The organism is Fulvivirga sp. (genome assembly GCF_040218215.1).
Taxonomy (GTDB): Bacteria; Bacteroidota; Bacteroidia; order Cytophagales; family Cyclobacteriaceae; genus Fulvivirga.
In genome coordinates this window covers 663,565-676,751 of record NZ_JAVJQL010000028.1, presented here as the reverse complement: position 1 = coordinate 676,751, position 13,187 = coordinate 663,565, and the positions used below count along the sequence as shown (strand labels likewise).

At 38.3% G+C, this 13,187-nt stretch carries 13 protein-coding genes; 10 read left to right on the top strand and 3 right to left on the bottom strand.

The window, feature by feature from the left end; genetic code table 11:
* Nucleotides 1–97 precede the first annotated feature (97 nt).
* Nucleotides 98–1,207 carry a tetratricopeptide repeat protein gene (locus RIB54_RS21250; RefSeq protein ID WP_350102901.1) on the top strand — a complete coding sequence of 370 codons (1,110 nt, stop codon included), beginning with the start codon at nt 98–100 and terminating at the stop codon, nt 1,205–1,207.
* Here RIB54_RS21250 and RIB54_RS21245 read toward each other — a convergent pair whose 3' ends face one another.
* Complete coding sequence (locus RIB54_RS21245) at nt 1,208–2,512, bottom strand: hypothetical protein (RefSeq protein ID WP_350102900.1); 1,305 nt, start codon at nt 2,510–2,512, stop codon at nt 1,208–1,210.
* A 175-nt stretch (nt 2,513–2,687) separates the two neighbouring features.
* Between RIB54_RS21245 and RIB54_RS21240 the strand changes: the two genes are divergently transcribed.
* The 4 genes from RIB54_RS21240 to RIB54_RS21225 all read left to right on the top strand — a co-directional run bounded on the left by RIB54_RS21240 (nt 2,688) and on the right by RIB54_RS21225 (nt 6,775).
* Nucleotides 2,688–4,541, top strand: coding sequence for a fasciclin domain-containing protein (locus tag RIB54_RS21240; RefSeq protein ID WP_350102899.1), 1,854 nt, complete (start codon nt 2,688–2,690; stop codon nt 4,539–4,541).
* A gap of 308 nt (nt 4,542–4,849) precedes the next feature.
* Nucleotides 4,850–5,614 (top strand): sensor histidine kinase, encoded by a 765-nt coding sequence (locus RIB54_RS21235; protein WP_350102898.1) that lies wholly within the window; start codon nt 4,850–4,852, stop codon nt 5,612–5,614.
* Entirely contained in the window at nt 5,611–6,375 is a 765-nt protein-coding gene (locus tag RIB54_RS21230; RefSeq protein ID WP_350102896.1) for a LytR/AlgR family response regulator transcription factor, read from the top strand. Before RIB54_RS21235 ends, RIB54_RS21230 begins: the two co-directional genes overlap by 4 nt.
* A 73-nt stretch (nt 6,376–6,448) precedes the next feature.
* Entirely contained in the window at nt 6,449–6,775 is a 327-nt protein-coding gene (locus tag RIB54_RS21225; protein WP_350066291.1) for a hypothetical protein, read from the top strand.
* Here the strand turns inward: RIB54_RS21225 and RIB54_RS21220 are convergent.
* Entirely contained in the window at nt 6,768–7,049 is a 282-nt protein-coding gene (locus tag RIB54_RS21220) for a DUF427 domain-containing protein (protein WP_350102895.1), read from the bottom strand. The two genes, RIB54_RS21225 and RIB54_RS21220, sit on opposite strands and share 8 nt — an antisense overlap.
* A 104-nt stretch (nt 7,050–7,153) precedes the next feature.
* Here RIB54_RS21220 and RIB54_RS21215 point away from each other — a divergent pair, with 104 nt between their 5' ends.
* Nucleotides 7,154–8,047, top strand: a complete 894-nt coding sequence (locus RIB54_RS21215; protein ID WP_350102894.1) for a diacylglycerol/lipid kinase family protein — start codon at nt 7,154–7,156, stop codon at nt 8,045–8,047.
* Between the two features lie 34 nt (nt 8,048–8,081).
* Here RIB54_RS21215 and RIB54_RS21210 read toward each other — a convergent pair whose 3' ends face one another.
* Nucleotides 8,082–8,636 (bottom strand): DUF2911 domain-containing protein, encoded by a 555-nt coding sequence (locus RIB54_RS21210; RefSeq protein ID WP_350102892.1) that lies wholly within the window; start codon nt 8,634–8,636, stop codon nt 8,082–8,084.
* 268 nt (nt 8,637–8,904) lie between these two features.
* Here RIB54_RS21210 and RIB54_RS21205 point away from each other — a divergent pair, with 268 nt between their 5' ends.
* The 4 genes from RIB54_RS21205 to RIB54_RS21190 all read left to right on the top strand — a co-directional run bounded on the left by RIB54_RS21205 (nt 8,905) and on the right by RIB54_RS21190 (nt 13,184).
* A complete protein-coding gene (locus RIB54_RS21205) occupies nt 8,905–10,914 on the top strand; it encodes a tetratricopeptide repeat-containing sensor histidine kinase (protein WP_350102891.1) in 2,010 nt (669 codons plus the stop codon).
* A gap of 56 nt (nt 10,915–10,970) precedes the next feature.
* Complete coding sequence (locus tag RIB54_RS21200) at nt 10,971–11,603, top strand: response regulator (protein ID WP_350102889.1); 633 nt, start codon at nt 10,971–10,973, stop codon at nt 11,601–11,603.
* A gap of 59 nt (nt 11,604–11,662) precedes the next feature.
* Entirely contained in the window at nt 11,663–12,082 is a 420-nt protein-coding gene (locus RIB54_RS21195; protein WP_350102888.1) for a hypothetical protein, read from the top strand.
* A gap of 199 nt (nt 12,083–12,281) precedes the next feature.
* On the top strand, nt 12,282–13,184 hold the full coding sequence (locus RIB54_RS21190) for a PorP/SprF family type IX secretion system membrane protein (protein ID WP_350102886.1): 903 nt from the start codon (nt 12,282–12,284) through the stop codon (nt 13,182–13,184).
* Nucleotides 13,185–13,187: the final 3 nt, after the last annotated feature.

Below are 13,187 nucleotides of genomic sequence, written 5' to 3'. Positions count from 1 at the left end.
ACACCAAGGTTTTTAATTGTTGAGGTTTAATATTACGGAACATCATCTGTATATTTGGCAAACGTCAAATACTTTTGACCCTAAATCTATAAAACCTATGAGAATCTTCGCCTTTGTTTTTTTACTAATATCAACAACTGCGTTTGGACAGTCGGCTGCTGACCTGATTAAAACTGCAGATGATCATATTGAAAAGAATAAATTTAAGGAGGCCATAGAGGTGCTCAATAAGGCCATAGCTGGCGATGCAAAAAGCAAAGAGGCTTATAACAAAAGGGGCTATGCCAAAAACCAGCTGGGGGATTTTTACGGTGCTATTGGTGACTACAACTTTGCTTTGGAAATGGATTCAACTTACGCTGAGGCTTTAAATAATAGAGGCGAGGCCAAGTTTAATCTTGGGGATGACTTTGGAGCTATAGAAGATTATGACAAGGCCATAAAGTTTGATGCAAAATTTGCCAGTGCTTATAATAACAGAGGTTTTGCAAAATATAATATTGAGGATTTAGAAGGTGCCTATTTCGATTTCTCAAAATCCATAGAATTAGACCCAAATGATGCAGATAAATATTTCAATCGTGCTGTGGTTAAAGCAGAGCTTGAAGAATATATCAGTGCTATTGATGATTACAACAAGTCTATAGAACTTGACCCTAGTAGCTCAGAGGTTTTTAACTATAGAGGTGTAGCAAAATATAACATCGGTCAGGTGGATGAAGCGATAAAGGATTATGACAAGGCGATTTCCATTGATGCTGAAGATCCTATTATTTACGAAAACAGGGCTTTGGCAAAAAGCACCAATGAAGATTTTCAGGGAGCGCTGGAGGATTATACAAAGTCGATAGAATTGTATGATGAAGACCCTGACACTTACAACCTGCGAGGAGTTATCTACTACAACCTTGAAGATTTTGATTCAGCTATTGAAGACTACAATCTGGCTATTGAGTTGGATCCTTATAACCCAGTTTATTATGACAATAGGGCCTTGGCTAAAACTGCCAAGGAAGATTATAAGGGGGCAGTTAAGGATTATTCTTTTTCAATAGAACTCTACCCTCAAGACCCTGAGACTTTCCACCAAAGAGGCCTTTGCAAGATCAGTATGGGCGATAACTATGACGGCTGCCTTGACCTCAACACCGCCCTTGAGCTAGGCTCTGAGGATGCTAAGGATTCTATTAAAGAGCATTGTAAATAGTTATTCTGCTTTATAGAAGTTGATTTTAGCGTACCTGACGATTGGGGGATCACGATCAAGGATTGTTTTCTTTTGTAGGGTATTGAAATTAGCCGTATCTAAATCAACGGTTAACGTATGCATTCCACTTTTTAGCTTGCTAACATCTATGTAGTTGATAAAACCAACGGCATAACTTATTGGGTGTTTATAGTCCAGCCAGGCAAGGTTTTCTATGCGTTTATTGTCAATGGCTACCTTCATAAACCGGTCTGCATATTTTGACTTTTGGGTTTCTGTTAATTTGTTCCATCCTCCGCCAAAGACTGAGTCCTTTGAATAAAGCACACTGATTTGTCCGTGAGTATCAACAAAAAGCTTAAGAAAATTTTCCTCGATCACATCACTTTGGATAGTAGCGAAAATGGGGTCATCTTTTTTGCGGAGTGTCTCATAATTCATTCTGCTTACAGATTCGAAGGCCGATTCCAGGTATTTTTCTTCGGCAATGTCCTTCATTTTGCCGTTAATGAACATATAACTACCAATCAGTATAACGGCCAATATAGGCACCATATGTGCTTGCCACTTTGGCAAGTTTGATATAATGGTAAGGCTTAACCTGTTGTAGATGAATGATAAGGTGAGAAAGCGAAATACCAATGCCAGGTAGTAAAAGGGCTTGGATGCCCAAGGCTCTCTTCTGAAAAATCCATTGGTAATAAAATCAACAAACATTATCAATACAAGAATACTGAAGGCAAATAAACCAATAATGGCCAATGTCATGAGCCATCCACCACCACTTTTGGTGGCCGGAACCATTATCCACTCTATATAAATTAAAAAGTAGAGTAGTATTAAACCTGCACTGAGAATCATGCCCGAAACCATAAAAGAGATAGAATAGCTCATACTGGCTACCTTTTCAAGGCCCTTAATGGTTTTGTCGAGGGCCACATCATTTTCAAGTTCCTTCCTAAATTTTCCTTTGAATTTTAGGGCCTCCATATTGAGGCTTTTAGGGTATATATAACTGAGGCCTACGCTGGCTACCCAGATACCTCTGGCTATAATATGAATACAGTATCCAATTCTAAGAACCCTAAGGGCATTAATAAAAACACCAAAAACCACATAGATTAACCCTCCAGACTCATAGTGCTGATTCCTGTAGTTTTCTATTAATTCAGGCACCTGAAAGAGCATATACAGAAGCAGTGCAGAAATTAGTAACTCAGCTTCCCATGAATTTATCTGTATTACCTTGAGCCATTCAGGGATTTCATCTTCAGTTTTATTGATGTCCTTTGTGTTGGTTTTCATGTTGGGGCGTTTTGCTTAAGCCAATAAAAATAAGGGATATACATTATAATATTTGAAATACCATTCACGAAATTAAATTTACCATTCACTCCTAATTCTTTTACGGTCAGGTTTTTATTCATATCCAGTTCGGGCATTTACTGTTTTCATGTCAAACTTTAAAATCTTATAAATCATGAAAAACAATAGAAAAACGAGTAACAGGTTTATTACCTACCTCTTTAGCATGCTTATAGTTGGGCTTATACTAGTAGGATGCAGCGATGATGATGATCCAGAAGTGACTCAGCAGGACCTTGTGGAATTGGCCATTGCTAATGGCTACAATACACTTGCTGCTGCCTTGACGGAGGCAGACCTTGTAACAGCACTGAAAGGAGCAGGTCCTTTTACAGTATTTGCACCAACAGATGCAGCTTTTGCAAATGCTGGTATAACACCAGATAATGTTAGTGAAGTTGAAAATTTGGAATCTATTTTATTGTATCATGTAGTTAGTGGCGCTGTGAGATCTACGGATCTAACTACAGGATCAGTGGCTACTCTTAATACAGAGACTATAGCTATAGATGCTGGCAACTTAACAGTTAACGGTATTAGCATTGCTGAGCCATTTGATGTTGAGGCAAGTAATGGTATAATTCACACAATTAACGGAGTGTTAATTCCTGAAAGTGCAGAAGAAGAGCCAGAACCAGAACCAAATCCTACTATTGTAGAAGCTGCTACTGCGGCTGGTTTAACAACGCTATTAGATGCGGTAACCGCTGCTGATTTAGGTTCTACGCTGCTAGATGCTGAGGCTATAACAGTGTTTGCACCTACAAATGATGCCTTTGGGGATGCTCTTGAAGCCTATGGCGTTAGTGACCTTAATCAACTAGTAGCAGAACTAGGCGGACTAGATAACTTAGGAGCTGTATTAGGTTTTCATGTGGTTCCTGCTGTTGCTTTCGCTGCTGACCTTGCGGATGGTGAACAAATGTTTGAAACCCTGGCTGGTCAAATGCTAACAGTAACTAAAACTAGTGCTGGTGTAACTTTAACTGATGCTAATGGAAATACTTACAATGTAGTTACTGCAGATGTAGCTATAGAGAATGGGGTGGTTCATGTTATTGACGGTGTTTTATTGCCTGAGCTTACACTTCCTAATATTGTTGATGCAGCAACTTCAGCTGGCTTAACAACTTTATTGGATGCAGTAACAGCTGCTGATCTAGGCTCTACCTTGTTAGATGCTGAGGCAATAACGGTATTTGCACCTACAAATGATGCCTTTGGAGATGCGCTTGAAGCTTACGGTGTTAGTAATTTAAATGAGCTAGTTGCAGAGCTTGGTGGATTAGACAATCTTGTAGCTGTTTTAGGATTCCATGTTGTGCCGGCTACAGCATTCTCGCATGACCTGGCCGATGGTGAACAAATGTTTGAAACACTGGCAGGGCAGATGCTAACCGTTAATAAATCAGGTGATGGTGTGACTGTTACAGATGCAAATGGCACAACTTATAATGTGGTTACAGCTGATGTTGCCATTGCTAATGGTGTTGTTCATGTGATTGATGGGGTATTATTGCCAGAGATTACTTTGCCTAATATAGTTGATGCTGCTACAGATGCAGGGTTAACTACCTTACTAGATGCTGTTACAGCATTAGACTTAGGTGGAACTTTAACAGGAGCTGAGGCAATAACTGTTTTTGCGCCTACAAACCAGGCTTTTACCGACCTATTAGAAGCTCAAGATGTAGCTGACCTTGATGGTCTTGTCGCTAAACTGGGCGCTGAGGCTGTAACTGATGTCCTAACTTATCATGTTGTACCAGCAGTTGCTTTTTCACACGACTTAAGTGATGGTGACATGTTTGAAACGTTGGACGGAGAAATGCTAACTGTTAATGTTACTGAAAATGGAGTTACTGTAACAGATGTTAATGGTAATGTGTTTAATGTAACAGCTGCAGATGTTGCTATTGAAAATGGTGTAGTACACGTTATTGACGGGGTGTTATTACCAACACTATAATATTTATCTTTAATGGTCGGGGGGCTCTTTTTTACCCCCGACCATTTTAAACTTTAATTATGTTTAAACATAGGCTCAGATATTTATTTATACTTCTACTCGGAGTCTATTCCTACATAAATATACTTTTTACCGAGGGCGATCGACTTTTCGGTTTCACTATAAATCCTTTTCTGTTTTTTAGTGTCCTGTTAATTTTAGTTGGGCTAATTTGGGAGGGAAACCGTGTGATTCAACATGTTGTAAGATTTCCAAAATGGTCAGAGAAGGCACACCCACTTTTTATATATTTTGCATTAAGTTTTATTATGGTTGTAGGCTATTCTGCAATCACCTCCTTTGGCTTAAGTAAATATTTTAATGACCCAACGCATTTATACCTCACCTTTAAACTATCCTTAGGTTTTACTTTTAGAGTAAATCTGTTTCTACATTCCATAAATGCCATTTTCTTTTTTGTCAATAGATACAATCAATCTCAGCTCTTGGCTGAAAAGTTTCAAAAGGAGACTGCCGAGGCGCAATTTAATGTTTTAAGAAGTCAGATAAACCCACACTTCTTATTCAATAGTTTTAATGTGCTATCCACATTGGTGCATAAGAATCCTGACTCAGCCTCGAAATTTATTGATCAGCTAAGCATTGTTTACAGGTATGTTTTAAACCATGAGCAAAATAAAATTGTACCACTGAAGGAAGAGCTGGACTTTCTAAAATCTTATGTCTATCTCTTAAAAATTAGATTCCAGGAGAACCTGTTTATAGCAATTGACATTGCTGATAATTTAAATAATACCCAAATAGCTCCAGCAACATTGCAGCTGTTGATCGAAAACGCCATCAAACATAATGTGGTGTCCAAATCGAACCCACTGAATATAAAGATTTTCTGTGATGATACTCATATCATCGTTGAGAACAGCATTTTAAGAAAGGAGTTCAAAGAAGATTCAACCAATATTGGGTTGGCCAATATTAGGAAACGATACGATTATCTATGCGGTAAAGACGCCATCATAACAAATTCCAATGGGGTGTTTAAAGTAAAAATTCCAATTATACATGAATTATGAATGTTGTTATTGTTGAAGATGAGCAACTGGCAGTAGAAAGGTTAGAGCAATTGCTCAGGGATATTGACCCGACAATTCAGGTACTGACAAGCATTGATACGGTTAAGGAAGCAGCAGCATTTTTGTCAAGTCATAAGGATAATATAGACCTTGTTTTTTTAGATATACAGCTGGCAGACGGCAAGAGTTTTGAAATTTTTACTAAAATCGATTTCAATAAGCCCGTCATTTTTACAACGGCATATGACCAGTTCGCTATTCAGGCCTTTAAGTTAAATAGTATAGATTACTTACTGAAGCCAATTCTATATGATGAATTGCAGGCAGCTATCAATAAATTTAAAGGGCTTAAAAGTTCGATAAATGATGCGTCTCCAATAAACCAACAGGTTATTCTTGACTTAATCAATGGAAAAAGTACTTATAAGCAGCGGTTTCTTGTTAAAATGGGAACAAGAATCCAATACAGAAATACCACCGATGTGTCCCTCTTTTATGCGGAAGATAAGATTTGCCATTTATTTACTTCTGACGGCAAAAAATACTTAATAGATCATACTCTGGAGGTACTTGAAAATGACTTACTCGATCCGAAATTGTTTTTTAGAGTTAGCAGACAGGCGATTGTCAATATAAATGCAATTAAAGAAGCCAGGACTGATTTTAATCGGATGGAAATATTGTTAAATATACCATTGGGTGATAATTTGGTGGTAAGTAGAAGTAGGGTCAAAGAATTTAAAGACTGGCTAAACGGTTGATAACAATTCTCGACCAAAATATGGATAGGTATTTATGAAATTAATGTTTTTTGGGTTTCCCCTTTTTTTAATCTTGCAGTCCTTTTTTGTACAAGCTCAGGAAAAGGGTGATATCAATGAATTGAAGCAAGAGATTCTTTCTATTAGAGCAGATGTTGAAAATATTACTTTAAACTTAGAAAAGTCTAAATCAAAATTTCAAAAGGGCATATTTGTAGCCACGCTTGGCTACACTGTTACCATAGTAGGCGGGTTGATGCTCGGTCGTGAAAATGATGAATTAGGTCAGGGTTTATTGGTGGCTGGTGGTGTAACAGGAGGAATAGGCACCTACATGCTTGTAGATGCCTTTAAATACCTGGGTAGAGTTAGACGTAATACTAAGGAAAAGCCTATTTAGTCACTTCCACACCCTTCCAAAATGCTACATAACCTTTAATGGCTTTTGCCAGATCACTAGTTTCAGGATAATACCATGCGGCATCTTTATTGGTCTCTCCTTCTACATCTACAGTATAGTAAGAAGCTGTGCCTTTCCATGGGCAAACAGTATGCGTATCTGAGGGTTTAAAATATTCTTTTTTTATAGTATCTGCGGGAAAATAATGATTTCCTTCGATAACTACTGTATCGTTACTTTCGGCTATAACGGTGCCGTTCCAAATTGCCTTCATGTTTTTAATTTCAATTATTTAAACACAATAACACAGAACTCGTTAAATTTATTTGTCTTAACTCAGACAGTTTAAAAACAACAAGGTCAGAAAATAACAACATTATGTTCAAAGTAGGGTTCATTCTGAATGGTAACAACCATCGGAAGAAAAAATTCTATAAGGAACTCTCCGAGGCTAGAAAGGCATTAAAAAATGTAGAGTTCAATGTCATTGAAACCACAGCTCAGGGTCACGCCACCTCATTGGCTTTTGAGTTTGTGAAAGAAGGTTACACACACATTGTTGGCGTGGGCGGTGACGGCACGTTAAACGAAGTAATCAACGGTATCATGCGGCATGACAACCCCGAGGTAGTATTGGGTATTTTGCCCTATGGCACGGCCAACGATTTTGTAAAGAGCCTTAAAGTGCCCACAAACATGACAGATATGTTTGAAGCTGTAAGCCAGGAAAAATGTTCTAAAATAGATATTGGCGTTATTGATCTGGAGAATAGAAAACACTATTTCCTGAATATTGCAGATATAGGTATTGGTGCCGAAGTGGTCAAACGGGTGAATAAGTCAACTAAGCTTTTCGGATCAAACGTTACCTTTTTTACCGCCATTGCCCGAACATTTTTAACCTACAAAAATCAGGATGTAAAGTGCCATACTGATCATTGGGACTACGAAGGCAAAACCAATTCGCTGGTGATGGCCAATGGCAAATATTTTGGTAGTGGCATGTGTATTGCCCCGAAAGCTGACCTAAGTGATGGCCAATTTTCTGTGGTTATATCTGGAGATATCACCATCAAAGACTATCTGAAAAACATCAAAAAAATTAAGCGCGGTGAGGAACTCACACATTCAAAAGTGGAATATAAAACGGCCAGCAAGCTTGATTTAACGTCAACAGAAAGTTGTGGTATTGAAGCCGATGGCGAGTTTATAGGCTATATGCCTGCTTCAATATCAGTTGTCCCTAAAAAAATAAACCTCTTAACTGCTTGAGCTAAGAGATTTATTAGAATGTTTGCAATTGAGATTAATAAGTAAAGGGCAGTTCTACTATTACCTTATCCCAGCCAAGTCTCATAACGCCTGCGTTGCTACTAGATTCGTCAAACTGAATGCTAAAGTTTTCAATAACATCTTTGGCCTCTTTTGATTTTGCCGTTACTCTGGCCACATCATTACTTTCTTTGTAAGAGTAGGAACCCCAATAGTCTAAATCTGAGCTGAAAATGATAGTCCAGTCAGTTGCTGTTGGTATGGTGAAGATAGAGTAAGTACCAGCAGGTATTTTTGTGCCTCCGAAAGTGACATCCTGATATAGTTTTATCTCTGTAGCTTCATTAGCACCAGTTCTCCATACCTTGTCATAGTCAACAAGCTTGCCGAACACTTCCCGATCCTTTTTTGCAGGGCGGCTGTAGGTCACTTTCATAATGGCTTTCTGATCGCCTTTTCTATCATGGGCAAAATTGTCAGGGAAATAGGCAACATCCAGTGGGCTTTTATCCACACCGCGAAAAGATTGCGCAGACACTGAAACTGATGTGGCTATAATAATTGCCAGAGCAAATGTTAGGTTTTTCATTGTAATTAATAGGTTTTTATTTCACTCCAATTTAGGCTTTAAAATGAAACGGTAGAACAAATTGTTTAAACTATGTCAATATTTGTCAATTGGAAGACGGAGAAAAATTGAACAGCATGTACATTTCTCTTGATTATAAACACTTGAGACAAAACTTTTTATAAAGGTTCAGTATTTCTTTATTGTAAGATGTGAGCAACAAAATTTGCTTTGTAGAAAACAATGTTTCAGTAAAAGATTTCAGTAAATTCATTGAAAATTTCTACTGGTGAGAAATGCCATCAATGCCTTTGTTTTCATTTTCTTTTTCACGAATTCATATGCGCAAAATTCGGAGGATAGTGTAATGACTATAGCTGAAAGGCATACGCATGACTCTACAGAACTGAAGGCGTTGATTTGGCTTGGGGAAAATGCCTCTAAAAATGAATTTAGAAATGCCTACAAGTTTTTTAACCAGGCCCTGCAACTTTCTCTTGAACTGCAAGACCAAAACGCCACCATAGAAATCTATAATTCATTGGCACGGGTCTTTCTCACCAATGGTAATTACGATTCGTCTTTGTTCCACCTTACAGCAGCCCTTGACTTGGCCCAACAAAGCAACAACTTTTTACAAAAGGCAGATGCTTTACAAGGTCTAGGACTATATTTTCTGCGCAGGCGGGAGCTCGATTCTTCTCAATATTATTTTGAGCAAGCATTGGTTGTAGCACAGGCCATCAACAATCATTCAAGTCAGGCCGGAATTTATGTAGACTTGGGTAATGTAGCCCTTGACAGAAATAACAAATTGAGCGCCCTTGAGTACTTTATTATGGCAGCCAAACTGCAAGACAGTCTTGTACATAATCCTGTGGGGCAAAGTGCCGTACTTGCCAATATTGGTAACATACAAAGCGAATTGGGCAATCTGGAAAAGGCCATTACCTATGCGCTGGAAGCCCAAAAGTTAGCTCATGAATCTAACTATGAAAGTGGAAGTGCCTATGCATCACAACTGTTGGGAAGAATATATAGGAAGCAAGGGAAGCTTGATGAATCATTGAAATCTTATATGATTGCGTTGGAATCATACCAGAAAATGGGCGATAAGCAAAGCGAGGCAGGAACGCTAATCAGCATTGGAAATATTTATTATGATCAGGAGGATTTGCCAAAAGCTAAAAGACAATATTTGAAGTCATTGAATCTAGGTAAATCTATAGATAATGGAGCCATAATTAGTTTCGCTTATTCATGTTTGGGCTATGCCTATTATGAAATGCTGCAGTATAAAACAGCCATCGATTATTTCGATTCCTCAAGGGTAGTTGCACTCAATATCAATGATGTATATTCTGTTTTGGATGCTTACAATATGATGTCATCTATTTATAGTGACACTAAAGACTATGAATCTTCGCTGATGAACTTTCGCAGGTATAGCTTTTTGAAAGACAGTTTGATGGATGCAGAAAACCGGGCAGCATCTGAGGAATTGGAAATGAAATACCAAAATGACAAGAAATTGGCTGAAATAGAATTATTGAGGGCAGATCAGGCATTGCAGGCGGCTGCACTAAGCAGACAGCGGGTTTTCCAAATAGGTGCGGGTTTGGTCATTTCCCTGGTCATTATTTTGGCGATAGTACTTATCAACAGAAGCAGGGTGATCAACAGGGGGCTGCGATTGGTAGAGATGGAGCGTGTCAGAAATGAAATTTCCCGTGACTTGCATGACGATATTGGCTCAACGTTAACGAGTATTAATATTTTGAGTGAGCTTTCGCTGAACCAAAATGCTACAGATCAGACTAAACATTTAACTACAATCAATAATCACTCATCCAAAATGATGGAGAGGATGGATGATATAGTTTGGTCAATTAACCCATTGAATGATTCCATTGATCAACTTATCATTAAACTTCGCCAATTTGCAAGTGAGGTATTGGAGCCAAAGGACATTGGGTATGTATTTCAACTAAGCGATGTTGAAGAAGTAGCCATTGATCCTTTTAAGAGAAAACACATTTTCCTGATAGCTAAGGAGGCCATTAATAATGCCGCCAAGTATAGCAATGCAGGTCACGTGCAGATAAACATATCAGTACTTAATGATAGGCTTCACATGGAAATAGTGGATGACGGGAGAGGGTTTGATATGGCAGTGGCCAATGACGGCAATGGATTGGTAAACATACGTGAGAGGGCAAATAAAATAAATGGAGCATTGAAAATTTCCAGTGCTATAGATCAAGGGACATCCATAAGCTTAGAGGTGACCCTCACATAAATAAGGTATAGGAATTAAAGGTATAGTCTTTCAACTTTGGGTGAAAATGAATATTTATGTCTGTTAAAGTAGTTGTATTTGAGGATAATGAGCTTTTAAGAGAAAGCCTTACTACGCTCTTTTCTTTGGATACAAACTATCACTTGGTAGCATCACTTTCTGACGCCAGTCAAGCAACAGCAGTGATTAAAAAATATAATCCTGATGCTGTCTTAATGGATATTGATATGCCTGGAATTACAGGAATCATGGCTGTAAGGCAGATACGAATGGTAAATTCCCTGGTGCCAATAATAATGCTTACAGTCTTTGACGACAACCAACATGTTTTTGAGGCGCTGGGCGCAGGTGCATCAGGTTATTTACTTAAAAAGCATATTTCCACAAAATTGTTTGAGGCTATTAGCGATGTGTTGACAGGAGGTGCTCCAATGAGCCCAAGCATTGCCCGCATGGTGTTATCCTCCATGCAACAAAAACCCGTTGTTCAAAATCCATATCATCTCACAGCTCGTGAAACCCAAATTCTTGCCTCGCTAAGCAAAGGCAATAGTTATAAACTAATTGCCTCAGATATGGAAATCAGTATAGATACTGTGCGAACACATATTAAAAAGATATATGAAAAACTTCATGTGCATTCGCAAACGGAAGCAGTGAGCAAGGCAATTCATGAAAAACTGGTTTAAAATCAACCAAAGCATAATGCGATACCCTAAAATCAAATTAAAATCAAAGAAATACCACCATGAGAGAAATAGCACTGATATTCCACTTTTTAGGTTTGACCATGGGACTGGGCACTAGTTTTGCCCACGCATTTTTAGGCATAATAGTTTCTAAAATGTCAGATGAAGAGGCCTTAAAATTCAGAATGCATTCCCTTGTCTTGAGTAAAATGGGGAATATAGGGATCATATTATTGGTGTTATCGGGTCTCTATCTTATTAGTCCGTATTGGGATGTGATTACATCCCTTCCCTTATTAATAGTAAAACTAGTGTTGGTTGTTGTTTTGATTATATTCATCATAATCATCAATTTATTAACTAAAAAAGCATATAAGGGTGATGCTAAATTGGAATTGATGAAAATGGAAAAGTTTGGTAAGATGACTTTATTAATTGGAGTAGCCATTGTCATTCTCGCAGTCTATATTTTCCATTAATAGTGCGGCATCTTCAACAATCCAGATTTTTTTTAATGTCCCTTAGGAAGTTGAATTCAAGAATTTATAGTGACAATTGATTTTTTGATATTGCTTACCTCTAGCAAGTAGCTTGCTTTGAAGTCATCTCCTTGAATACAGATTGGTATCACATTATCATGCGATACTCCTGAACACATCATTTACCGACATTTGGGTTATGAGAAGTATTTTGCTTTTGGCCCTACTTTTTTTAACCACTGCGCTTTTTGCTCAACAAGATCCGCTTTATGGACAATACCTGTTCAATCCTCTGTTGATTAATCCGGCCTATGCCGGTATCAATAATAATTTCAGTGCTATGGTTGGCTATCGTACCCAATGGGCAGGTTTTGAGGGCCATCCTGAGACCTTTTATGTCAGTGGCAATGCCTCTGTTTTAGAGAATAAAGTGGGGGCAGGCTTACTTGTCATCAACGATCAAGTTGGAAACATTTCCAATACAGAATCCAATCTTGCTTTTTCTTATAAACTCAACTTACGACATGCCGCCTTTAGTTATGGTATGCAAGTCGGCTTCCAACACTACACCACTTCATATGCTGATCTCAATGTTTATGATCAGGGAGATAATGCCTTTATGGGGGGTGAAACCGGAACAAGGATAAATATTGGCGCAGGTGCTGTGCTCACTGGCGACAAATATTTTATTGGTTTTTCGGTGCCCAGGCTGTTGCCAACCACATTTAAAAATGCCGGACAGGAATTTGAATTGTATAACCGCCATTACTATTTACATGTTGCTTATCTGTTTTATTTGTCCGATCGATTGAGGTTTAAACCCACCGCTCTTTTACGCGGGGTAGCTGATGCACCAGCAAACATAGATGTAGCTTTTAACGTGAATATTGACGGCCAATATACCACAGGTTTATTTACCCGTAACCTCAATACTTACGGAGTCTTGTTACAAGCTACCTTCAAAAATCAGTTACGTGCGGGCTACACTTTTGAAATGCCCTCCTCTAATTCGGTAGGTTCTAATTTTAATACCCATGAAGTGAACCTAGGCATCATGCTTTCCATATTTAGCTATCATGAAGAATCGATCAATAATTTCTAAACA